The 22,691-nt window shown below is 63.7% G+C and carries 24 protein-coding genes; 15 read left to right on the top strand and 9 right to left on the bottom strand.

What is annotated here, in order from left to right; all coding sequences use genetic code 11:
• Nucleotides 1-5 precede the first annotated feature (5 nt).
• Together AC3G7M_RS01935 and AC3G7M_RS01930 are read left to right on the top strand one after the other, a co-directional pair.
• Nucleotides 6-1,565: a Do family serine endopeptidase gene (locus tag AC3G7M_RS01935; protein WP_489214058.1), complete on the top strand. Its 1,560-nt coding sequence runs from the start codon at nucleotides 6-8 to the stop codon at nucleotides 1,563-1,565.
• Between the two features lie 92 nt (nucleotides 1,566-1,657).
• Nucleotides 1,658-2,434 carry a bestrophin-like domain gene (locus AC3G7M_RS01930; protein WP_489214057.1) on the top strand — a complete coding sequence of 259 codons (777 nt, stop codon included), beginning with the start codon at nucleotides 1,658-1,660 and terminating at the stop codon, nucleotides 2,432-2,434.
• A gap of 27 nt (nucleotides 2,435-2,461) precedes the next feature.
• Here AC3G7M_RS01930 and AC3G7M_RS01925 read toward each other — a convergent pair whose 3' ends face one another.
• Nucleotides 2,462-2,974, bottom strand: coding sequence for an HNH endonuclease (locus AC3G7M_RS01925; RefSeq protein ID WP_489215921.1), 513 nt, complete (start codon nucleotides 2,972-2,974; stop codon nucleotides 2,462-2,464).
• A 331-nt stretch (nucleotides 2,975-3,305) separates the two neighbouring features.
• Nucleotides 3,306-3,977: an alpha/beta hydrolase gene (locus AC3G7M_RS01920; protein WP_489214056.1), complete on the bottom strand. Its 672-nt coding sequence runs from the start codon at nucleotides 3,975-3,977 to the stop codon at nucleotides 3,306-3,308.
• 72 nt (nucleotides 3,978-4,049) lie between these two features.
• Here AC3G7M_RS01920 and gluQRS point away from each other — a divergent pair, with 72 nt between their 5' ends.
• Nucleotides 4,050-4,931, top strand: coding sequence for a tRNA glutamyl-Q(34) synthetase GluQRS (gluQRS, locus tag AC3G7M_RS01915; protein WP_489215919.1), 882 nt, complete (start codon nucleotides 4,050-4,052; stop codon nucleotides 4,929-4,931).
• Here the strand turns inward: gluQRS and AC3G7M_RS01910 are convergent.
• The 5 genes from AC3G7M_RS01910 to AC3G7M_RS01890 form a co-directional block, all read right to left on the bottom strand.
• Nucleotides 4,897-5,589, bottom strand: coding sequence for a TVP38/TMEM64 family protein (locus AC3G7M_RS01910; protein ID WP_489214055.1), 693 nt, complete (start codon nucleotides 5,587-5,589; stop codon nucleotides 4,897-4,899). The genes gluQRS and AC3G7M_RS01910 overlap by 35 nt on opposite strands.
• A complete protein-coding gene (locus AC3G7M_RS01905) occupies nucleotides 5,586-6,458 on the bottom strand; it encodes a glycosyltransferase family 2 protein (protein ID WP_489214054.1) in 873 nt (290 codons plus the stop codon). The genes AC3G7M_RS01910 and AC3G7M_RS01905 overlap by 4 nt, the downstream gene beginning before the upstream one ends.
• A gap of 140 nt (nucleotides 6,459-6,598) precedes the next feature.
• The gene (gene ppdK / locus AC3G7M_RS01900) at nucleotides 6,599-9,280 is read right to left on the bottom strand and encodes a pyruvate, phosphate dikinase (protein WP_489214053.1); all 2,682 of its coding nucleotides are present in this window, start codon (nucleotides 9,278-9,280) and stop codon (nucleotides 6,599-6,601) included.
• Nucleotides 9,281-11,350 carry a glycine--tRNA ligase subunit beta gene (glyS, locus tag AC3G7M_RS01895; RefSeq protein ID WP_489214052.1) on the bottom strand — a complete coding sequence of 690 codons (2,070 nt, stop codon included), beginning with the start codon at nucleotides 11,348-11,350 and terminating at the stop codon, nucleotides 9,281-9,283.
• A 5-nt stretch (nucleotides 11,351-11,355) separates the two neighbouring features.
• Complete coding sequence (locus tag AC3G7M_RS01890; RefSeq protein ID WP_489214051.1) at nucleotides 11,356-12,237, bottom strand: glycine--tRNA ligase subunit alpha; 882 nt, start codon at nucleotides 12,235-12,237, stop codon at nucleotides 11,356-11,358.
• A gap of 94 nt (nucleotides 12,238-12,331) precedes the next feature.
• On the opposite strand from AC3G7M_RS01890, the gene AC3G7M_RS01885 reads away from it, so the two are divergent.
• The 8 genes from AC3G7M_RS01885 (at nucleotide 12,332) to AC3G7M_RS01850 (ending at nucleotide 18,611) form a co-directional block, all read left to right on the top strand.
• Nucleotides 12,332-12,736, top strand: coding sequence for a ketosteroid isomerase-related protein (locus tag AC3G7M_RS01885; RefSeq protein WP_489214050.1), 405 nt, complete (start codon nucleotides 12,332-12,334; stop codon nucleotides 12,734-12,736).
• Nucleotides 12,737-12,992: 256 nt separating this feature from the next.
• Nucleotides 12,993-13,427, top strand: coding sequence for a succinate dehydrogenase, cytochrome b556 subunit (sdhC, locus tag AC3G7M_RS01880; RefSeq protein ID WP_489214049.1), 435 nt, complete (start codon nucleotides 12,993-12,995; stop codon nucleotides 13,425-13,427).
• An 11-nt stretch (nucleotides 13,428-13,438) separates the two neighbouring features.
• Nucleotides 13,439-13,840: a succinate dehydrogenase, hydrophobic membrane anchor protein gene (gene sdhD / locus AC3G7M_RS01875; protein ID WP_489214048.1), complete on the top strand. Its 402-nt coding sequence runs from the start codon at nucleotides 13,439-13,441 to the stop codon at nucleotides 13,838-13,840.
• A 13-nt stretch (nucleotides 13,841-13,853) separates the two neighbouring features.
• Nucleotides 13,854-15,665 carry a succinate dehydrogenase flavoprotein subunit gene (gene sdhA / locus AC3G7M_RS01870; protein ID WP_489214047.1) on the top strand — a complete coding sequence of 604 codons (1,812 nt, stop codon included), beginning with the start codon at nucleotides 13,854-13,856 and terminating at the stop codon, nucleotides 15,663-15,665.
• Nucleotides 15,666-15,692: 27 nt separating this feature from the next.
• Nucleotides 15,693-16,475, top strand: coding sequence for a succinate dehydrogenase iron-sulfur subunit (locus tag AC3G7M_RS01865; RefSeq protein ID WP_489214046.1), 783 nt, complete (start codon nucleotides 15,693-15,695; stop codon nucleotides 16,473-16,475).
• A gap of 24 nt (nucleotides 16,476-16,499) precedes the next feature.
• A complete protein-coding gene (locus AC3G7M_RS01860) occupies nucleotides 16,500-17,162 on the top strand; it encodes a tyrosine-protein phosphatase (RefSeq protein ID WP_489214045.1) in 663 nt (220 codons plus the stop codon).
• Nucleotides 17,163-17,230: 68 nt separating this feature from the next.
• Nucleotides 17,231-18,157 carry a cation diffusion facilitator family transporter gene (locus AC3G7M_RS01855; protein WP_489214044.1) on the top strand — a complete coding sequence of 309 codons (927 nt, stop codon included), beginning with the start codon at nucleotides 17,231-17,233 and terminating at the stop codon, nucleotides 18,155-18,157.
• Between the two features lie 193 nt (nucleotides 18,158-18,350).
• A complete protein-coding gene (locus AC3G7M_RS01850) occupies nucleotides 18,351-18,611 on the top strand; it encodes a YMGG-like glycine zipper-containing protein (protein ID WP_489214043.1) in 261 nt (86 codons plus the stop codon).
• 47 nt (nucleotides 18,612-18,658) lie between these two features.
• Here AC3G7M_RS01850 and AC3G7M_RS01845 read toward each other — a convergent pair whose 3' ends face one another.
• Both AC3G7M_RS01845 and AC3G7M_RS01840 read right to left on the bottom strand, forming a co-directional pair.
• Entirely contained in the window at nucleotides 18,659-18,895 is a 237-nt protein-coding gene (locus AC3G7M_RS01845) for a hypothetical protein (protein WP_489214042.1), read from the bottom strand.
• Nucleotides 18,896-18,916: 21 nt separating this feature from the next.
• Complete coding sequence (locus tag AC3G7M_RS01840; RefSeq protein WP_489214041.1) at nucleotides 18,917-19,363, bottom strand: hypothetical protein; 447 nt, start codon at nucleotides 19,361-19,363, stop codon at nucleotides 18,917-18,919.
• A gap of 271 nt (nucleotides 19,364-19,634) precedes the next feature.
• On the opposite strand from AC3G7M_RS01840, the gene AC3G7M_RS01835 reads away from it, so the two are divergent.
• From AC3G7M_RS01835 to AC3G7M_RS01820, 4 genes are all read left to right on the top strand, one after another.
• On the top strand, nucleotides 19,635-20,282 hold the full coding sequence (locus AC3G7M_RS01835) for a S24 family peptidase (protein WP_489214040.1): 648 nt from the start codon (nucleotides 19,635-19,637) through the stop codon (nucleotides 20,280-20,282).
• A 109-nt stretch (nucleotides 20,283-20,391) separates the two neighbouring features.
• Entirely contained in the window at nucleotides 20,392-21,051 is a 660-nt protein-coding gene (gene aat / locus AC3G7M_RS01830) for a leucyl/phenylalanyl-tRNA--protein transferase (protein ID WP_489215917.1), read from the top strand.
• Nucleotides 21,051-21,740, top strand: coding sequence for a hypothetical protein (locus tag AC3G7M_RS01825; RefSeq protein ID WP_489214039.1), 690 nt, complete (start codon nucleotides 21,051-21,053; stop codon nucleotides 21,738-21,740). The genes aat and AC3G7M_RS01825 overlap by 1 nt, the downstream gene beginning before the upstream one ends.
• Nucleotides 21,737-22,672 (top strand): protein-methionine-sulfoxide reductase heme-binding subunit MsrQ, encoded by a 936-nt coding sequence (locus AC3G7M_RS01820; protein WP_489214038.1) that lies wholly within the window; start codon nucleotides 21,737-21,739, stop codon nucleotides 22,670-22,672. The genes AC3G7M_RS01825 and AC3G7M_RS01820 overlap by 4 nt, the downstream gene beginning before the upstream one ends.
• Nucleotides 22,673-22,691: the final 19 nt, after the last annotated feature.

The following is a 22,691-nucleotide window of genomic DNA, read 5'->3' as shown; positions in this document are numbered from 1 at the left end:
GATCTATGCGCGCCCTTCTGCTCGCTTCCGTTGCCCTGTTTATGGACGCTTCGCTTGCCTCGGCGCATGACATGCCGGGCGGATTTGCTGATCTTGCGGCACAGCTGCTGCCCTCGGTCGTCAATGTCGCCAGCACTCAGGCGAGCAGTTCCGATGGTGGCACCACAGGCTCTGACGGTGGCGGACCGTCCGCCTCCCCGGATGGCGGGGCCGTCAGCGGCGGCGACGCCTCTAATGACGGTCACGGCGGCGATAGCGGATCAGCGAGTGCGCCGCCGGCGACGGCACCGGGTGCACCGGCGATCGACAAGACCTTTGAACAGTTCCTCCGTAGCACCCAGGTACCGGGCAGCCCTGACGCGGCCGCTGGTGGCAGCGAGATGCAGAGCCTGGGGTCCGGCTTCATCGTGGACCCGTCCGGCCTGATCGTGACCAATAATCACGTCATCGAGGGGGCGCAAAGCATGAGCGTCATTCTGGCGGATGGCACGGCTTTGCCTGCGACGCTGGTCGGACGCGATACCCAGAACGATATTGCCTTGCTGCGCGTCCATCCCGATCACCCGTTGAAAGCGGTGCATTTCGGCCCCTCGCGCCTGGCCCGCATCGGAGATTGGGTGATTGCGATCGGCAATCCCTACGGCCTGGGCGGCACCGTGACCGCCGGCATCATCAGCGCGCGCGGTCGCGATCTGCAGGAAGACGGCTCAAGCGACTATATCCAGACGGATGCCGCCATCAATCGTGGCAATTCGGGCGGCCCGCTGTTTGACCTGCACGGCACGGTCATCGGCATCAATACGGCGATCTATTCGCCCTCAGGCGGTTCCGTGGGGATCGGCTTCGCCATTCCCTCGGACGAGGTTTCAGCCGTGGTCGATCAGCTGCGCCTTTATGGCAAGCCGCGGCGCGGCTGGATCGGCGCGCAAGTGCAAGCGCTGACGCCCGATATCGCGGCGATGCTGAAGATGCCGGCTTCAGAGGGTGCCGTGATCGCGACGGTCGCCGCCGCCAGTCCGGCCGCTGCCGCCCATCTCAAGCCTGGTGACGTCATCCTGAGCTATGACGGCCATCCGGTAGCGGACATGAAGGTGCTGCCGCGCCTGGTTCAGGAAAGCGCCGTAGGGCAGACCGCGGAAGTCGATTATTGGCGCGACGGGCATGAAGCGGTCGCCGATCTGACGGTGACGGATGAGCCGGCGTTGCCAGCGTCTGCGGCGACGCCCAAGGCACCGCCGCCCGCGCCGGCCCCCCTGGCGCCTGTCAGCGGTCTCGGCCTGACGCTGTCTGATCTGACGCCGTTGCTCGCGACCAAATATAATATCGCCTCCGGCACGCATGGCGTGGTGATCACGCAAGTGACACCGAATAGCGTCGCGGCGCGGGAAGGGCTGGCCGCCGGTGACGTCATTCTGCAGCTCGGCGGCACGCCCGTTGCGCATGTGCATGATTTTCTGACCGGGATTGCGGGCCTGCGCAGTGAAAAGCAGAGTGAAGTTCTGCTGCTTGTGCAAGGCTCCGATGAGACGCAATGGATCAGTCTGAGCGATGGCTGGACGGGTTGAGCGATCACGCTAAACTTGGGTCTCCTGTCAAAGTCGACAGGATCTGACACTTAGCTCCGCCTTCTGTTGCTGTTCCAAGATAGGGGCTGCGTGTGACCTATACGGTATTCATTCTCGCCATACTGCTGAGCGCGGCTGCATCCGTCCTGTTCACGCGCTATGTTCATGCGCATGTGCATATTGATCTGCGCCGCCGGCACCAGGATGTCGGCAGCATGGTCTTCCTGCAGCTTGGTGTGTTGTTCGCCGTGTTGCTCGCCTTCATCTTCAGCGAAGCCTTCACCGAATACCAGGAAGCGCAGCGCGCCATCGATCTTGAATGCGGTGCGCTGCATGGCGCTGCCATGCTGGAAAGTACTCTGCCGCAAGCCCAGGCCCGTGCGCTGCTATCCTTGGAAGCTGCCTATCTTTCGGCTGTCGTCGCGAAGGACTGGCCGGAGATGCTGCGGCATCATCGCGGCAGCCGTACGGCCGTGACCCTGCAGACAGAACTGATGCAGACCGTCGCCCGGCTTCCGGTGGCGGATGCGAGCGTCTCGCCCGTCAAAAGTCAGCTGCTGGAACTCTACGCAACCGCCCATGCCGAGCGCGAAGTGCGCATGTTTGAGGCCCAGAACGGCCTGCCGCAGGTATTGTGGCTGGCCTTGATCGGTTTTGGCCTGATCCTGATGGGCTTCGTCGCATTTTCAGGCGTGGAAAGTCCGGTCTGGCTGACCGCCCTGGGTCTGACTTTCGCGGTCTGCGTCAGCACCACCATGGCCCTGGTCGGGCTGCTCAACTATCCGTTTGACGGCGCGCTTGCCCTCAAGCCCACGGATTTCATCCTGCGGCTGCAGGACGTCACGGTCCTTCTGCAATCCATCGGGTGACTCGCGGCGCCAGCCTGCGCCGGAAGCTCAGGCCTCCAGGTCGGCATCCCAATACAGGAAGTCGAGCCAGGTCTTGTGCAGATAGTCCCGCGTCGCATGGCGTTTCGCGAAGTCGTCGATCTGATGGGGGGAAGGCTCATAGGGCGCCCGTAGGAGCCGCAGACCGCTTTCCGCCAGGGACTTGCTACCCTTGAACAGATTATCGCGCTGGCAGCAGGTCACGACATTGTGCCAGACCGTCGTGCCGCCCCGGCAGCGGGGAACAACATGGTCGAAGGTCAATTCCTTCGCCGTCAGGCTCTCGCCGCAATACTGGCAGCGAAATCCGTCGCGCAGAAAGACATGGTAGCGCGTGAAGGCCACATGCTTGCGTTTATGGTAGCGCTTGAGGGCCACGACGGACGGGATGGGAAAGCTTTGATTGGCCGAGCGAACCTCGGCCTCATAGTTGATGACCGGGCTGACCCGATCCTGCAGGACGGCCACTAAGGCATCCTGCCATGGCCAGACTGACAGGGGACCCCAGCTGAGCGGCTGCATATCCGCATTCAGCACCAAGGTCTGCAGTCCGGCGGGTACATGACTCACCGGATCACCCTCACAGAACAGGCCTTTCGGTCAGGGACAGAAAGCCTGTCCCGCAACCAGAGCTTTTTTAGGCAGATAGCCATAAGCCGATCGCCGCTCCTTCAAGAGCGACCACATCTGGTCGGGAAAAGCCAAGGATCGAACCAAATATGGTACGCCGCTGAATTCCTATGAGGACTATTGCAAAGGCTGCCGGGCTCGGCAAGCGTCTCCACCATTCTGTCATAGGGGATTCATCTCCGATGCAGGTCTTCTCCGAAGTCGCCGGGCCGTTCGCTGCCTGTCAGCTGCCTGCAAAGGCCTGGGCCAGCATGCCGATGCCAGCCTCGATTCCGATCCCGTCGATCGCGTGGCCCAGTCCCGGTTCAGTCAAAAGTTCGACGGGCACGCGGCTCCGCCGCAATACCGCGGCTGCCATGCGGGAGAATTCGACAGAGACGACCTCGTCGCGCTCCCCATGCACCAGCAGAACCGGCGCTCTGTTCGCCAATTCCTGCTCCAGGATATCAGGGTCGAGCAGAATGCCGGCATAGGCGAGAATGGCGCGCGGCGGCGTCTGCCGGCGAAGGCCGGTGAACAGCGCCATCATCGCGCCTTGGCTGAAACCAACGATCGCGTAATTGGTATCCGGGATGTCATGGGCGGCGAGAGTCGCATCGATGAAATGGTCCAGCACAGGCTGCGCTTTGCGGGCCCCTGCCGCCATCGCCACCGGCCGCCAGTCACGCAGGCTGAACCATTGCCGCGCCTGCGCCCCCTGCTGGGCCGGCACGAGGTCGCAGGGTTCTGGCGCATTGGGGGCGACGAACAGCGCATGCGGCAGAGCCGCCGCGAGTGCTGGCGCGAAGGGGATGAGATCGGCGCCGCTGGCGCCCAATCCATGGCAGATGACGACAAGCTGCCGGGGCGCGCCGCCGGCGGCTGGTCCGAAGCTGGGTCCTGTCAGCGGCGCCATGTCGTCTCCCCTCGTGCCTGTCTCAAGCCACAATGCTACAGCAATCAGGTTGTGATCCGAGTCTGCCTGCCCATGCACAAGACAGTGACGCGCTTCGCGCCGAGCCCTACCGGCTATTTGCACCTGGGCCACGCCTATGCGGCCATGGTCGCCTGGAGCCGGGCGCGCGCGGCTGGCGGCACGTTTCTGCTCAGGATCGAGAATATCGACGCGTCCCGCTGCCGTCCTGACTATGAGGCGGCGATTCTGGATGACATGGCCTGGCTTAGGCTGGACTGGGACGGTCCCTTGCGCCGCCAGCAGGATCACTTGCCGGAATACCAGGTCGTGCTGGATGGGCTGCGGGCGCAAGGGCTGCTCTATCCCTGCTTCTGCAGCCGGGCCGATATCGCGCGCGAGGTGGCCGCCTCAGCCCAGGCGCCGCATGGGCCGGACGGCCCGGTCTATCCAGGCACCTGCGCGGGCCTGTCCGAGGCCGAAGCGGCAGACCGCATCGCGGCCGGAGAGGCGCCTGCCTGGCGCCTGCGCACAGGTCTGGCGCATCGCCGTGCCGGCCAATTGGATTATGCGGAGGAAGGGCAGGGCCGTGTCATCTGCCGCCCCGAGATTTTCGGTGATGTCGTGCTGGCGCGGAAGGATTGCCCGGGCAGTTATCATCTTTGCGTCTGCCATGACGATGCAAGGCAGGGGGTGACGCTGGTGACGCGGGGCGAGGAGTTACGCTCTGCCACCGACATTCACCGGCTGATCCAGGCGCTAATGGGCTGGCCTGCGCCTGTCTATGCGCATCACGCGCTGCTAAGGGACCCGTCTGGCGCCAAACTGTCGAAGCGCGACGGGGCTTTGTCGCTGCGCACTTTACGGGCCGAGGGTATCAGCCCGGCGGAAGCCTTCCGCCGGGCGGGTGTAGAGGCCGCGTTCAGGCAGCCTGCATCGGTTTCCAGCGGCGCATGAGCAGAAGCCCGAGGCCGGCGGACAGCACGAAGAGCACGACCGCAAGCACGATCTGGGTTGTGTGCGAGACCTGCACGCCGCTGCCGAGCAAAGCAAAAACCAGCGTCTGGGGAATATAGCCGATCGCAGAGGCCGCGAGGAAAGCCGGTGCACTGACCGAGGAAAGGCCGGCGAGCAGGCTGAGGGCAGTATTATTGCCGATGGGCAGAAGGCGCAGCGTAAGCGAGGCAGTGAACGGATGACCGCTCAACCGTGCATCGAGCTTGGCAAGCCGGCCGCCGAGCCGCGCCTGTACCCAGTCCCGTGCGACGGCGCGGGCCCAGAAGAAGTCGGTGACGCAGCCCAGGATCTGCGCAATCAGGGCCAGTAGCAGACCGATCTTAAGGCCGAAGGCATAGCCGCCGGCGAAGGCGACGGCCTGGCGCGGCAGGCCGGCCGCGGTCAGCAGCGCGCCGCCCACGACGAACAGAGCTTCGCCCTCAATCCCATGCCCCATGACGTAATGGGCAAAGAGGCCGCCTTTGACACCGCCGGCCAAGGTTTTGAGAACCACGCCGGCGAGGACCAGGCCGAGTGCCAGGCCGAGGGGCTTGACGAACAGGCGCCAGGGTTCGGGCGCGCGCCCGGGCAGGCCGGATTGGGACGATACTGCGCTCACGTATTCAGCTCCCCGGACTGGTCAACGGTACCGCCCAAGCTCGTCTGGCCAACGGTTTCGGTCGGACGCCGCGCGATGGCGGCAATCGGCGGCTCGATGATCTGACCATCAATTTGCGGGCCGCGCCAGCGGCGCTGCAGCCAATACATGCCGATCAGATCGACGATGCCGACCTTCAGCCGCTGCCAGTTATTGTAGTTGGAGACGCCTTCCATCCGGTGGCGGTGATTGACGGCGACCGAGATCACGCGGCCGCCCTGGCGGATGAACAGCGCCGGCAGGAAGCGATGCATATGGTCGAAATGGGGAATGTCGATGAAGGCGTCGCGGCGGAACACTTTCAGCCCGCAGCCGGTATCCGGCGTCGCGTCGCGCAGCACCGAGGCGCGCACCTTGTTGGCGATGCGGGAGCCGTAGCGCTTGGCCGAGGTATCGCGGCGCTTCTGGCGCCAGCCGGCGATCAGGATCGGGCCGCCGCCTGCGCGCTCTTCGGTCTGGGCGCGGGCCAGCATTTCAGGGATGCTGGCGGGATCGTTCTGGCCGTCCCCGTCCAAGGTCGCGATCCAGGTGCCGCGGGCATGCTTGACGCCGGTGATGACGCCGGCGCTCTGGCCGCAGCTTTCCTTGTGGCGGATAATGCGCAAGGGCGCGCCCTCGGCCAGGGCCTGACGCAGGCGCTGCGGCGTCTCATCTGTGCTGCCGTCGTCGACATAGACGATTTCATAGGAAATACCCACAAGTGCCGCGCGAATTTCACCGATCAGCGGCAATATGTTGGGAGCCTCGTTGCGCACGGGCACCACGACGGAAATCAACGGGCCATCACTCTGCGGAGTCAGTGACGAACCAAACAGCTGCGCCTCGCTCATAGCCTGTCTCCTTGCCCGTGGACCCGAAGATCGTGTGGGTAACCCCGTTTGGCTACCCACACCATCCATCACATGAGCAAGCACCCAAGAAATGGTCAGATAATGGCTGTCTTCGCCATCATTCAGGCAAGTGCAGACGGTCAGCTCGTGCGGTCTACCCGGTTCCCGATTGCGGCCTGAGCGGCTGCGAGACGCGCCACAGGCACACGATAAGGGCTACAGGAGACGTAGTTGAGCCCAACTTCCTGACAGAAGGCGATGGAGGACGGATCGCCACCATGCTCGCCACAGATCCCGAGCTTGAGGCCCGGCTTCGTCTGCCGCCCTTTTTCCGCCGCGATCTGAACCAGAAGGCCGACGCCTTCACGGTCAAGTGACACGAAGGGGTCTTTTTCGTAGATGCCGCTTTCGACGTATTTCGGCAGGAACTTGCCGGCATCGTCGCGCGACAGGCCATAGACCGTCTGCGTCAGGTCATTGGTGCCGAAGCTGAAGAAATCCGCGCTATGGGCGATCTTGTCCGCGAGCAGCGCCGCCCGGGGCAGTTCGATCATGGTGCCGACCTGATACTCGATCACGCGGCCACGGGACGCGAAGACCCGCGCGGCGACGTTGTCGATCAGGGCACGTGTGATCTCAAGCTCGCGCGGTGCGCCCACAAGCGGGATCATAATTTCGGGAACCGGTGCCGCGCCGGTTTCTTCTGCGACGGCGATCGCTGCCTCGAAGATCGCTTGCGCCTGCATTTCATAGATTTCTGGGTAAGAGATGCCGAGGCGCACGCCGCGGTGACCCAGCATAGGATTGGCTTCCGAGAGTTCGCCGGCCCGGCGCTGGATGGTGGCGAAATCGACGCCGAGGGCGGCGGCAACCTCGGCCAGTTCATGGTCGCCATGCGGCAGGAATTCATGCAGCGGCGGGTCCAGCAGGCGGATCGTCACCGGCAGGCCGGCCATGATGCGGAACAGCGAGACGAAGTCATCGCGCTGGAAAGGCAGCAGTTTTTCCACCGCCTGGCGGCGGCCTTCCTCATCCGACGCCATGATCATCTGGCGCACGGCGCCGATGCGCTCGGGGTCGAAGAACATATGCTCGGTGCGGCAGAGGCCGATGCCTTCGGCACCGAATTTGCGCGCGGTTTCAGCGTCGAGCGGGGTTTCGGCATTGGCCCGGACGTTCAGTGTCCGCACCGCATCCGCCCAGCCCATCATGGTCCCGAAATGGCCGGAGACCTTGGGCTCAATCATGGCGACATAGCCCACGAAAACCTCGCCGGTGGCACCGTCGATGGTAATCGGCGACCCGGCATGCACGATGCGACCACCGGCGGAGAGGGTCTGCGAGCCATAATCGACGGCAATGCCGCCGGCGCCCGAGACGCAGGGCCGGCCCATGCCGCGGGCAACCACCGCCGCATGGCTTGTCATGCCGCCGCGCGTCGTCAGGATGCCGCGGGCGGCATGCATGCCGTGAATATCCTCGGGGCTGGTTTCCACCCGGACGAGAATGACGGCCTCACCCTTCTGCGCCCGCATCTCGGCCTCATCGGCGGAGAAGACGACGACGCCGGAGGCGGCACCTGGCGAAGCCGGCAGGCCACGGGAGAGCAAGGTGCGCGGGGCGTTAGGGTCCAGCATCGGATGCAGCAGCTGGTCCAGTGAGGCCGGGTTGATTCGCATCAGCGCCTCATCCCGGGCGATGAGACCTTCTTCGGCCATCTCCACCGCGATGCGCAGAGCGGCGGTCGCCGTACGCTTTCCGTTGCGGGTTTGCAGCATGTAGAGCTTGTTGCTCTGCACGGTGAACTCGATGTCCTGCATGTCCTTGTAATGCTGTTCCAGCGTCTCGCGGACACGGAGCAGTTCCGCATAGGCCTGGGGCAAAGCCTCTTCCATGCTGGTTTCGCCGGGCTTAGCCCGCGCGCGGGACAGCGGCTGCGGCGTGCGGATGCCCGCGACCACGTCCTCGCCCTGCGCATTGACCAGGAATTCGCCGTAGAAGACGTTCTCGCCGGTGGAGGGGTCGCGGGTGAAACAGACGCCAGTCGCGCAGTCCGCCCCCCTATTCCCGAAGACCATGGCCTGGACGTTTACCGCCGTGCCCCATTCGGCCGGGATGTCATGCAGGCGGCGATAGGTGATGGCGCGCTGGTTCATCCAGCTGCCGAAGACCGCGCTGATGGCGCTCCACAGCTGTTCCTGCGGAGCCTGCGGGAAGGGCTTGCCGGTCTCGGTCAGGACTAGGGACTGGTAGGCCTCGACGACCTCCTGCCAATGCTCGGGCGAGAGTTCTGTATCCTCGATTACGCCGGCATCGATCTTGGCCTGCTCGATAATCTCCTCGAAGCGGTGATGATCGACGCCGAGGACGACGCTGCCGAACATCTGGATGAACCGGCGGTAGCTGTCCCAGGCGAAGCGGGCATCGCCGGAGGCGGCAACGAGACCGCGCACCGTCTCGTCATTCAGGCCGAGATTAAGCACGGTATCCATCATGCCGGGCATGGAAACCCGGGCGCCGGAGCGAACGGAGACCAAGAGAGGCGCCGCCGGATCGCCGAATTTCAGCCCGACCGCGGTTTCGACGCGGGCTAGCGCTTCGGCGACCTGCGCCTGCAGCTCCGTCGGATACTGCCGGCCGTTGGCATAGAAAGCGGTGCAGACCTCAGTGGTGATCGTAAATCCCGGTGGCACCGGCAGGCCGATACTGGCCATTTCAGCCAGATTGGCACCCTTGCCACCCAGCAGATTGCGCATGCCGGCGCGGCCCTCATTGGCCTCCGCGCCGAAATTATAGACCCACTTCGTGGTCACTTCGCTCATTCAAACGGCTCCCGTGGTTTCCAGCCTTGAGAAGTCGGCGGCTTTGTCCGTCAAGGATCGTAGCCGCTTGAGGAGCGTCAGGCGATTAATTCTTAAGGCGGGCTCGTCTGCATTCACGGTGACTGTCTCGAAAAAGTCATCGATGACAGGCCGAAGTTCGGACAATTGCGTCATTGCGAGTGAGAAATTTTCCTCTCTCAGCGCTTTTGTGACTTGGTCTTCGGAAATATCCAGCGCGGTAGCGAGCGCTATTTCCGCGGGTTCGATCAAAAGTGCGGGGTTGAAGCTGTCCTCCGCAAGGCTGCTCTTCTTTTCTTCAGCGCGCAGAATATTGGCGGCGCGACGGTAGGCCGCCAGAAGATCCGCGCCTTCCTGCGTGCCGAGCAGCGCTTCCACAGCATCGGCGCGATTGAGGAGACGGGTCAAATCATCGTCATTGGCGGCGGCGAACGCAGCAGCCAGTACGTCATGCCGGCGGCCTTCGGCGCGCAGCTGGACGCGCAGACGTTCGATGATAAAGGCGAGGACGTCCTCCGTCGGATTTCCATCAAAAATAGTATCGAAGCGCATCCGCGTTTCGTTGAGCACGGGACGGAGTTTAATCCGCAAAGCATTCTCACGAATGATCCTGATGATGCCAAGCGCCGCACGGCGCAGGGCATAGGGGTCACCGGAGCCGGTTGGCTTCTCACCGATGCCGAAGAAGCCGACCAGAATTTCGATCTTTTCCGCCAGCGCCACGGCGATGGAGACGGGTGCCGTGGGCACGGCGTCGCTGGGACCCTTGGGCTGGTAATGTTCGCGGATGGCCTCCGCGACCGCCGGGCTCTCGCCGTCATGCAGGGCGTAATAGCCACCCATGACGCCTTGGAGTTCAGGGAATTCACCGACCATGCCGGTGGTCAGATCCGCCTTTGCGAGCTGTGCGGCCCTCTGTGCTTCCGCAATTCCCGCGCCTACGAGAGGAGCAATCGAGGTAGCCACGACCATAATGCGGTATACGCGATCGTTCTGGCTGCCGAGTTTCGCGTGAAACGTCACTTTTTCCAACGCGGGCAGGCGGGAGGCGAGGCTATGCGCGCGGTCCAGATCCCAGAAATGCCGGGCGTCGGACAGGCGCGCGCGGAGGACGCGCTCATTGCCGTGGATGATCGCCTCGCCACCGTCTGGGGCCACGATATTGGCGGCAAAGACGAAAGCCGGGGCAGGGGCGCCAGCACTGTCCGTCAGCGCGAAATAGCGCTGATTGACGCGCATCGAGACCTGACGAACTTCCGGCGGCAGGGTCATGAAATCATCGTCGATGCGGCCGAGCAGGGCGACCGGCCATTCGACCAGACCCGCGACCTCATCCAGCAGCCCCTCATCCGGGACCACGGTATAACCGGCTTCGGCGGCACGGGCGGCAATGCCTTCAGCCACACGGCTGCGGCGGGCTGCGACATCGGCCAGCACATGGGCGGCTTCGAGCTTGGCAAGATAGTCGGCCGCGCCGGTCACGGTGATGGCGCCGGGAGACAGGAACCGATGACCCTCGGTCTGGTCGCCAGAGGCGAGACCGTGCCCATCGTCGTGGATTATCGACAAGCTAAACGGAACAATCGCGCCATCGAGGAGACACAGAATCCGGCGCAGTGGGCGAACCCAAGTGAATTGGCTTGTGCCACCCCAACGCATGGATTTCGGCCAGGGGAACCGCCGCAGCAGCACTACCAGAGCTTGGGTTACGAGCTCTGCTGCCGGTCGGCCGGGGATGGTCTTCTCAAGCACAAAATAGCCGCCATCTTCCCGCAAATCCTCTTGGGTAGCCCCATGTTTGCGCAGGAATCCGGCGATCGCGAACTCCGGCGCACCGAGTTTCGGGCCGCGCTCGCTGATGCTGGAGGCGGGAACTTCCGCCGCGATCTCGGCCACCCAGGTGATGCGCCGCGGGCCGTGGAAGGTCCGCACCGCGCTGGGGGACAAGGCGGACAGCGCTTCACCCATCAGCCGGGCCAGATTGTCGGCCGCCTGCGCCTGCATGCGGGCCGGGATTTCTTCGGAGAAGAGTTCGAGGAGCAGTTCGGCCATGGGTGTTACTCCTGCTCTCCGGCAAGCCAGGCTTCGCAGCAGCCACGGGCGAGGGTGCGGACGCGGCCGATATAGGCGGCGCGCTCAGTGACGCTGATGACGCCGCGGGCGTCGAGCAGATTGAACAGATGGCTGGCCTTGATGCACTGATCATAGGCCGGCTGGGCGAGCTTGGCATTCAGCAGCGATTGGCACTCGGCCTCGGCGTCCTTGAAATGCTGTTCCAGCATTCCGGTATTGGCCACCTCGAAATTGTATCGGCTGTAGTCGCGCTCGGCGCGGAGAAAAACATCGCCGTATTTGACGCCCTGGCCGTTGAAATCGAGGTCATAGACGTTCTCAATGCCCTGGACATACATGGCCAGGCGCTCGAGCCCGTAGGTCAGTTCCATGCTGGGGAGCGCGCAGGGGATGCCGCCGACCTGCTGGAAATAGGTGAACTGCGTCACCTCCATGCCGTCGCACCAGACTTCCCAGCCCAGTCCCCAGGCGCCGAGCGTCGGGCTTTCCCAGTCATCCTCGACGAAGCGGATGTCATGACGGGCGAGGTCGATGCCGATCGCCTCGTAGCTACCAAGAAGAAGGGCCTGGGCGTCAGCCGGACTGGGTTTCATCAGTACCTGATACTGATAATAATGCTGCAGCCGGTTCGGATTCTCGCCATAGCGCCCGTCGGTCGGGCGGCGGCTGGGCTGCACATAGGCGGTTTTCCAGGGCCGGGCGCCGAGCGCGCGCAGCGTCGTCGCCGGATGGAAGGTGCCGGCGCCGACTTCCATGTCATAGGGCTGCAGGATGACGCAGCCCTTGTCCGACCAGTAGTCGTGCAGCTTGAGAATGATGCCCTGGAAGCTCAGGGGCTTGCGCGTGTTCTCGGAACTCGGGTTCATGGGCTCGCCAAGGCTTTTGAAGGGGTTTCCCATTACGGCCCCGCCAGCCTCCCGGCAAGGCAAGGCGACAGCAGACGAGGATGAGGAATTCGGTATGAGCGACGTGGCGGCGGTGATCGAGGCCTATTATGCGGCCTTCAATGCCGGGGATAAGCAGGCCTTCCTGGACGTGCTGACCGATGATGTGGTGCATGACATCAATCAGGGCGAGCGTCAGACGGGCCGCGAAGCCTTCGGCCGTTTCGTCGATCATATGACCCGCTGCTACAAGGAGACGCTTACGGATATGGTAATCCTCACCGGCTCGGCGCCGGACAGGGGCGCTGCCGAATTCATCGTCCACGGCACCTATATCGCGACCGATGAAGGACTGCCGGAGGCCCGCGGCCAGACCTACGTCCTGCCGGCCGGTGCCTTCTTCACGCTCCGCGACGGGAAAGTGGCGCGGATCACGAATTATTATAATTTGCAGGACTGGCTGGCCCAGGTCGGCGGCTAGGTTCTGCCGCCCTGCGCCGGGGCACTAGCCGAGGGTGATGACCTGTTCGTCGTCGCTCCCGGTTCTGGATGCAGCACACTTGCCGCGAATTGGGGGTGGCTGCCCTTCCATTCTTGATGCTGCACCTGCGTTGACCCGGTCGGGCAGCAAGATTACAGAGATCCGATAATTAACGGCCTCCGGCGCCGTCATCGCGGACCGTCCAAGCGGCTGCGCACGCGGTTTGGGTCGCCATACAAGCTAAGTGGAACCGCTTATGCCAGATGTGCGTGATGCATTAATTATCGGCAAGCGTAGCGACGGGTCGCTCGTCCGCCGCCCTCTTTCTCCCCATCTTCAGATCTATAAGCCGCAGGTCAGCAGCGCGTCCTCGATCATCAATCGGGCAACCGGAATCGCGCTGTCGGTCGGTCTCATTCTGATGGTGTGGTGGCTTGTGGCTGCCGCCAGCGGGCCGAAAGCGTTCGCCAGCGCCCAGGGCTTCATCGGGTCGCCAATCGGCCTGATCCTGATGTTCGGGTGGACGCTTTCACTCTGGTACCACTTCTTTAATGGCATCCGGCATCTGCTGTGGGACATCGGTTGGGGTTATGAGATCAAGACCTCCCACCAGACGGCCGCGATCGTCGTCGCCGCCACGGTGGTGATGACCATTGTCTCCTGGGTCGTCGGCCTGGCCGTCTGGCTCTGAGGATCATATCCATGGCACAGAATGACAAACTCACCGTCACGGTGCGGCAGTCGCCTCTTGGGCGGGTGAAGGGTCTTGGCGCCGCAAAATCTGGCGTCCATCATTGGTGGGGTGAGCGCGTCACCTCCGTCGCACTGATCCCGCTGACCTTGTGGTTCGTTTTTTCCGTCCTTTCGATGGCGGGACACCCCCAGGCCGATATTGCGCATTGGGTCTCTCACCCACTGGTCGCCGTCCTGCTCATCGCGCTGGTCGTCGCCTCCTTCCACCACACGCAGCTCGGCCTGCAGATGGTGCTGGAGGATTACGTGCATGAGGAAGGCCAGCGCCTGATCTGGATCATGGTCGTCCGCGCCATCGTCTGGCTGCTGGGCCTGGCGGCGGTGATTTCCATTTTGAAACTTGCGATCTGAGGAGGGCGTCACGATGAACGCGATCTCGAAGCCGTCCCTCGGCGCCTATAATGTGGTCGACCACACCTATGACGTCGTGGTCGTCGGGGCGGGCGGCGCTGGTCTCCGCGCAACCCTGGGCATGGGCGCAGCCGGGCTGAAAACCGCTTGCATCACCAAGGTCTTTCCGACGCGCAGCCACACCGTGGCGGCCCAGGGCGGCATCGGCGCGGCGCTTGGCAATATGGGTGAGGATGACTGGCGCTGGCACATGTACGACACCGTCAAGGGGTCGGACTGGCTGGGTGACCAGGACGCCATCGAATATATGTGCCGCAACGCCATCCCGGCCATTCATGAGCTGGAACATTTCGGCGTGCCCTTTAGCCGCACCGAGGATGGCCGCATCTATCAGCGCCCCTTCGGTGGCCATATGCAGGATTACGGCAAGCGGCCCGCCATGCGCGCCTGTGCCGCCGCCGACCGCACCGGCCACGCCATTCTGCACACCCTCTATCAGCAGAGCCTGAAGCACGAGGTCGAGTTCTTCGTCGAGTATTTCGCGCTCGACCTCATCATGGATGAAGACGGCGTCTGCCGCGGCGTGACGGCCTGGAATCTCGACGACGGCACCATCCACCGGTTCCGTGCCCAGACGGTCGTGCTGGCCACGGGCGGCTACGGCCGCGCCTATCAGAGTTGTACCTCGGCCCATACCTGTACCGGCGACGGCAACGGCATGGTGATCCGCGCCGGCCTGCCGATGCAGGATATGGAATTCGTCCAGTTCCACCCGACCGGTATCTTCGGCGCCGGCTGCCTGATCACCGAAGGCGCGCGCGGCGAGGGTGGCTATCTGACCAATGGCTCGGGCGAGCGTTTCATGGAGCGCTATGCGCCGACCGCCAAGGATCTGGCGAGCCGCGATGTCGTCTCCCGCTCCATGACGATCGAAATCAACGAAGGGCGCGGCTGCGGTCCCAATAAGGACCATATCATGCTCCATCTGGAGCATCTTGGCGGCGATATCCTGCATCAGCGCCTGCCGGGGATTTCCGAGACCGCGAAGGTCTTCGCCGGCGTCGATGTGACCCGCGAGCCGATCCCTGTTCTGCCTACCGTTCATTATAACATGGGCGGCATCCCGACGAATTATCACGGCGAAGTGCTGTCGCCGACGCCGGAAGACCCTGATCGGGTCGTCCGCGGCCTGATGGCGGTCGGCGAATGCGCCAGCGTCTCGGTCCATGGTGCGAACCGCCTCGGCACCAATTCGCTGCTCGACCTTGTGGTGTTTGGCCGTGCCGCCGCCCATCGCGCCGCCGAGACGGTGCAGCCCGGCGCGTCTCAGGCGCCGCTGCCCGCGAAGGCGGGCGAGGCCTCGCTCGATCGTTTCGACGCCGCCCGCAATGCCAAGGGCAGCACGCGCGTCGCCGATCTGCGCGTCGATCTGCAGCGGGCCATGCAGGCTCATGCGGCGGTCTTCCGCAATTCCGACAGTCTCACCCTGGGCGTGGCCAAGATCCAGAAGATCTGGGCCGGCCTGGACGACATGTCAGTCTCCGACCGCAGCCTGATCTGGAATTCCGATCTGGTTGAGGCGCTGGAACTGCAGAACCTCATGGGCTCGGCGATGACGACCATGGTCGGGGCCGAGGCGCGGCATGAAAGCCGCGGTGCCCAGGCGCATGACGATTTCCCCGACCGCGATGACGTGAACTGGATGAAGCATACCTTGGCCTGGTGCGATAATCGGGGCGATGTGCGGCTCGACTATCGTCCGGTGAAAATGCAGACCCTGACGAACGAAGTCTCGGTCTTCCCGCCTCAGAAGCGCGTCTATTAACCGCAAGCGCTGATCGGAGCCTGGCACATGGCAGAATTTACTCTTCCGAAGAACAGCAAGGTGGTGGAAGGCCAGCGCTACAAAGCGCCGGCCGGGGCCACGCGGGTGCAGGAATTCCGCATCTACCGCTGGAACCCGGATGACGAGAAGAACCCGCATATCGATATCTACGAAATCGATCTCGATGCCTGCGGGCCGATGGTTCTCGACGCTCTGATCAAGATCAAGAACGAGGTCGACAGCACGCTGACCTTCCGCCGCTCCTGCCGCGAGGGCATCTGCGGCAGCTGTGCCATGAATATCGACGGCACCAATACGCTCGCCTGCCTCAAGCCGATCGAGGCGGTGAAGGGTGCGGTGAAGATCAATCCGCTGCCGCATATGGCGGTGGTCAAGGATCTGGTGCCCGACCTGACACAGGCCTATGCGCAGTATCGTAGCATCGAACCTTGGCTCCAGTCGGAAACCCCGCCGCCGCCGGATGGCGAGCGTCTGCAGAGCGTGGAAGAGCGTGCCAAGCTGGACGGCATGTGGGAATGCATCCTGTGCTTCTGCTGCACGACCAGTTGCCCCAGCTATTGGTGGAACGGCGACCGCTATCTGGGGCCGGCCGTGCTGCTGGCCGCCTATCGCTGGATTGCCGACAGCCGCGACGAGCATACCGGTGCCCGCCTGGATGCGCTGGAAGATCCCTTCAAGCTCTATCGCTGCCACACGATCATGAACTGCACCGAGACTTGCCCCAAGGGGCTGAACCCAGCCAAGGCGATCGGCGAGATCAAGAAGCTGATGGTGCAGCGCCAGGGCTGACGCGACAGCAGATCAGGTTTCCCCATGTTCAAGGGTGATATCGCGACGACAGGCGGCCGTATGGCCGCCTGGTCAGATTCGCTGTTCGTCGATCATGCGGTCTTCCGGCTGGTCTGGTCGAACTGGGCGGAAGTGGCACCTGGCCGGCTTTATCGCTGCAACCATCCGACCGCCTGGCGGCTTGCCGCTGCGCAGCGCAAGCTTGGCATCAAGACGGTGATCAATCTGCGCGGTCAGCGCTTCTGCGGCTCGGACGTGCTGTCGCGCGAGGCGTCGGCCAAGCTTGGCCTCAAGCATATCGACATGGCCTTCGAGAGCCGCGGCGCGCCGCATCGGGATCGCATTTTGCGCTTCTACGATATCTGCCAGAGCGTGACCGAACCCGCGCTGATGCATTGCAAGTCAGGGGCAGACCGCACCGGCTTGGCGGCAGGTCTTTTCCTCATTTTCAACGGCGGCACCAGTGCCGATGCGCTGCGGCAGCTTTCCTGGCGATTCGGCCATTGGAGCCGGGCGCGGACGGGCATTCTGGACGCTTTTTTTCTGCGCTATGCGCGGGAAGCCGAGGGGCGCATCCCGTTTTTGGACTGGGTTAAGACCGACTATGATGAAACGGCGTTGAAGAAAGACTTCGTCGCGGGAGGGTTGTCAGCCTTCGTGGTTGATCGCGTGCTGCGGCGCGAATAAACCCCCCTTTAGCCGCTGCCGTTGGGGCAGCTTCTGCCGCAACCCCGGCGACAGGACCTGCCGACGCCATGGAAGACTATCAACTCCCTGACCTCGCCACCGGCGTCCGGCCCCCTGCGCTCAGCCTGGCTGCGGGCAGTATCGTGGTTGGCCTTATCGTGCTGTCGCTGAAGGGGGCGGCCTGGTGGCTCACGGGCAGCGCCGCGCTCTATTCGGATGCGCTCGAGACCGTCGTCAATGTCGTGACGGCCATCGTGGCGTTCTGGGCGCTGCGGATCGCTTCCCGCCCGGCTGACCATGATCACCCGTATGGTCATGACAAAGCCGAGTTCTTTTCGGCGGTCGTCGAGGCCGTGCTGATCGTGATCGCAGCCGCCTCCATCCTGCACCATGTCTGGGTCAACCTGAACATCGGCGACGGTCTGCGCATGCCCTTCACGGGCATGGTGATCAATCTGATCGCGACCGTTCTCAATGCTGGCTGGGCCTGGTGGCTGATGCGGCAAGGCCGGCGTCTGCGCTCCCCCGCCTTGATTGCGGATGCCAGGCATCTGGGCACGGATGTCATCACCTCGACCGGCATTCTGATCGGCCTTCTGCTGGTCGTGGCGACCGGCATTCTGTGGCTCGATTCGGCGCTCGCGGCCGCGACAGCCGTCTATATCCTCTGGGCCGGCATCCAGATGCTGAAGCAATCCCTTAGCGGGTTGATGGATGCCGCACCCGATGCTGAGACCTTGCTGCGCATCCGCCGGCTGGTCAGCGAGCATGCCGCCGGCGCGCTGGAGGCGCATGACCTGCGGACCCGGCAGGCGGGGCGACTGACCTTTCTGCAATTCCACCTGGTCGTCCCTGGCGGCATGACGGTGGAGGAGGCGCATGATATTTGCGACCGCATCGAGATCGCGCTCAAATCCGAGATGGAGGGTCTGGTTGTGACCATCCATGTCGAGCCGGAGCGCAAGGCCAAACACACTGGCGTGATCGTGCTCTGATTGCGGCGGAAAGGTTGGCCCACCGCCATAATTGGCGGTTTCCGCCATGCCGGCACCACGAAGCCGCAAAGATCTCGCCCCGGTGACTTCCTAGATCAGTCTCCACGGCGTTCCGGTCGTTGCCTTCGGGCAAAGGCGATCCATTTTTCGTCGATCGGAATGGACCCTGAAACGGATCAAGTGGAGAGAAGAGATGCGCAGACAGATTATGGCCTTGGCGACTTTGAGTGGTTTGACCCTGCTGGCTGCTTGCACGGACCCCTATAGTCCCGGCCAGCGGGCGCTGGGCGGAGCGGCGATTGGTGCAGGCTCAGGGGCGCTGATCGGCGCGGCCGCCGGTGGCGGCCAGGGCGCGGGCATCGGCGCCCTGGTGGGTGGTGCCGCGGGCGCCGCGGTTGGTGCGGCGACCACCCCGCAGCGTCCCTACTACAACAATGGCTATAACCACTATTGATCCTGAACGCGGCGGGGCTAGGCTGACAGCCCGGCTCTGCCATTCATTTACAGGTTCAAGGGTGACAGCGCCGGCTGGCCGTGACGCCGTTCGACGGCGGCGATGCGGCCGCCGTCACGCGCCGAGATCATGATCATATCGCCTGGAGACAGCATGTCGGCGGCATCGGCGAAAAACCCCTGGCCCGCGACATCATCGAGTGGATCTGGGCCGGCCTTATAATGCCAAAGCGTGAAGCCGTTCGCATAGGCCAGCACACAGAGATTGCGAAACGCGAAAGACATCGGCAGGGTTACTCCCATAAATCAGGAATTATATCCTTGATGGTCGAGATCGCAGGAAAGTATGCCTAGGGATCGCAGCGGCCAATCCAGCCGATCGAGCGCTTCCCGCCAGACCCGCCAATCGCCGCGTTCCGAGGCCAGTCCAGGATTGGGGGCCCGTCCCCGATGGCCCCAAAGGCGCAGTATCCGCACGTGGTGCAGATCGATGCGGCGGCGGCGATACAGCATGTCCAGGCATTTGACGACCTCGGTCGGCGTGCAGATGGCCGCCGGTGTCCGGCGCCGCGCCCGGCCGCTTCTGGGGGCCGGCCGCCCCGCTTCCTGGGCCGTCAGAGCCTTGATCGTCCAAAAAATACAGGCTTCAGCATCACGGAAGGGCTGGCCGCGGCGTTGCGGGCCACCGCGCGTTGCGGGCGGGGTAAGCTCAGCGGCACGATCCGGCTGGAACGAGGTAGCGGGACGGGACAAAGCGGGTTCAGGCGCAGGTCGCCGATCCCGCAAAGGCAGGGTCGATAGCTCGTTATGCATGATGAGATTATCCGCTTTTGGGGGGTCACGAAGGGGATAACCGCCTTCGGGGGCGCATTCAGGATCAGCGATCCTCCGAAACGGGCTGATCTTTCCGTTCCGATAAAGCAACGATTAAGCCTTTAGGGAGAGATTTGCAACTCAAAAATAGGTAAAGATTCTTATCTTGGGGCCGCGACTCGCGGTCTTGATTCAAACCAATGGAACCCCGATGCGGCACGAAGATATTTGGCGCGCGATTGACACTTTGGCGGCAGAGCGCGGGTTGACGGCATCCGGCCTCGCCCGCCGCGCGGGATTGGACCCCACAACCTTCAATCAATCCAAGCGGGCCACGGCGGACGGGCGTGCGCGCTGGCCGAGCACGGAGAGCGTGTCCAAGGTCCTGGGCGCGACGGAGGCGACGCTTGAGGAATTCGCGAGCCTCGTGTCCGGCGCCCGCGCCCTTCCTGCCGGTGGCAGCCGCGTCGCAATCCGCCGGCTACCGATGATTTCCATGAGTCAGGCAGCGCTGCCTGGCTTTTTTGATGAGGCGGGCAACCCGTCCGGCAAGGACTGGGATGAAACCGGCCTGCCGGACGTCTCCGACCCGCATGCCTATGCGCTGGAGGTGAGCGGCGATACGCTGGAACCGGTCTATCGCGACGGCGATTTTCTGATCATTTCGCCATTGGCCCCGATCCGCCGCGGCGACCGCGTGGTGCTGAAGGACCGCAAAGGCCGGGTCATGGTGCGTCAGATCGTCCGCCGATCGCCGCGCACCGTCGATGCACGGTCGCTTAATCCGGCGCGTGCCGATACAAGGCTGGAGACGGAGGCCATCGCCTGGATGCACCGCATCGTCTGGGCCAGCCAATAGCCGGACGTGCCGGCCGGTTGGACGCGCGGGGCGACACGCACTGGTCACAAGACTGCGGACATAGTCGTCAAACGATTTACCCCTGCCGGAGTGATCCCACATGCGACGCATGCAGCGCCAGCAAATGGATCTTACGCCCGACCTTCTGTTACGGGCCTATCGCGTTGGTCTTTTCCCGATGGCCGAGACGCGGGGCGATTTCCGCCTCTACTGGCTCGACCCTGAATTGCGGGGCGTGCTGCCGCTGGACCGTTTCCACCTGCCGCGCCGCTTGCGCCGGACCGTGCTCAGCGACCAGTACCGGGTCACGGCGGACCAGGATTTTGGTGCTGTCATTGGCGCTTGCGCCGAGGCGACGCGGGACCGGCCCGAGACCTGGATCAACCCGGTGATCGAAAGACTGTTCACTGCGCTGCATGGGATGGGCCATGCCCATAGCGTCGAATGCTGGGAGGGCGAGGTGCTGGTCGGCGGTCTATACGGGCTCGCGATCGGTGGGGCCTTCTTCGGCGAAAGCATGTTTTCGCGCGCGCGCGATGCGTCCAAGGTGGCGCTGGTCCATCTCGTCGCGCGTCTGCGTCTGGGCGGCTTCACACTGCTCGATACCCAGTTCGTGACCCACCATCTGGCTCAGTTCGGCACCGAAGAGGTGCCGCGGGACCGGTATCGGGCGCTATTGACCGCGGCCGTCGATGTGCCGGCCGAATGGCCGCTGCATCTGGAAGGTAACGCGTTGCGCAATGCGATCGAAGAGCTAGGCAAGGATTGATGATGACGCTTCGGATAAAAACCTTTCGCGACCGCCGTTTGGCTACCGTCTATCCGGCGGCAGCGACGGCTCTTTTTGGTCTCGCCGTCTGCGCCCTGCCACAGGTCGCTGCGGCTCAGGACTTCCCCAGCATCCAGCCGCAGCGAAGCGCCACCGTGACCTATGATCTGAACAGCACGCAGACGGGTCCGATGCATATCCAGGCCTTCGTCAGCCCTGAGCTTCAGATGATGCGGCTGCAGGAAGGGCAGGGCGGCGACTATCTTCTGCTCGACCGCGCCCATGAACGCGTCATGCTGGTCTCACCCGGTAAAAATCTCGTCTTTGCGGTTTCTTCCGCCGGCTTCCTCCATCGTGATCTCGGCCCTGGTTCCAATTTGCGGTTTCAGCCGCGCGGCCATCGCGAGGTGGCGGGCCATGGCTGCACGAATTGGGCGGTCGAGGGGCCAGGCGGCCATGGTGAGACCTGCATCACGCGGGACGGCATCGTCCTCGCGGGGGCGGGGCAGGGCAACCGGCCGGATGACCATGGCCAGATTCCCTCCGGCCAGCTGACCGCGGTCTCGGTCAGCTACGCGCCTGTGCCGCCCGATGTGTTTGCCATTCCGCCTGGGCTGCAGGAGGTTGACCTGCCGCCGAGCCTACTCGCCTCCATGATCCCGGGTCTTTCAGGAATACCCATGCAATGACGCGCAAGGACCAGCCTTCCGTTGGGGCGATGCCTGTAGCGGCGCGCCCGGGACCGAGCCGCCGCCGCGCGGCTGAGGGCTGGTTCACCGCGCCCTGGCGGGATCGTGCGGGCCGCGTCTCGCGGTTCAAAATCGTGGTGCTCGCGGCCTGCATTCTCCCCGCACTCTACATGGCGGCGGAGTGGAATACGGGCACCTTCACCAGCCGGCCGCTCAATCAGGCGATGCTGATGACCGGAGTCTGGGCAGTCTGGTTTTTGCTGCTGTCGCTGGCCGTGACCCCGGCGCGATCCGTTTTTGGTCTCGGCAAGCTGATCCAGGTGCGGCGCATGCTGGGTCTGGCGGCGGCCGCCTACACCGTTGCGCATCTCGTCTTCTACGTGCTGATGGAAGGCATCAACATCCCCTTCGTGGTGGGGGAGATCATCCATCGCTTCTATCTCACCATCGGCTTCATCGCTGTGCTGGGCTTCGTCGTCCTCTCGGTTACATCGACCGATGCCGCGATCCGCCGGCTTGGGCGGCGCTGGAAATGGCTGCACCGGATGATCTATCCGATCGCCGTGCTTTCGCTCTGGCATTTCTTTCTCACTCAAAAGATCGACGTGAGTTTGGCCGTGCTGCCGACTGGCCTGTTCCTGTGGCTCATGCTGTGGCGCGGATTGCCGGCCGCTTTCGAGCGGCAGTTGGCAACTTTGCTGCTGCTCGCGCTGGTCGCGGGGGCGGGCACGATCGCGCTGGAATATGCCTGGTACGCGCTCGCGACCTTCGTGCCGCCCGGCCGCGTATTGATGGCGAATTGGCATTTCGGGCCGCAGGGGCCGCGGCCGTCCTTCTGGGTGACGGTGGACGGGCTGGCGGTTGTCATCGCCGCCCTCATCTGGCGGCGCATTCCGTGCCATGACGCGATCGGTGTGGCGCTGACCCGGTAACGGAAAAGGACCCGCCTTG

The organism is Acidisoma sibiricum, assembly GCF_057837225.1.
Note: the sequence above shows the minus strand (reverse complement) of the source record. Positions and strands in the feature narration are given on the sequence as shown.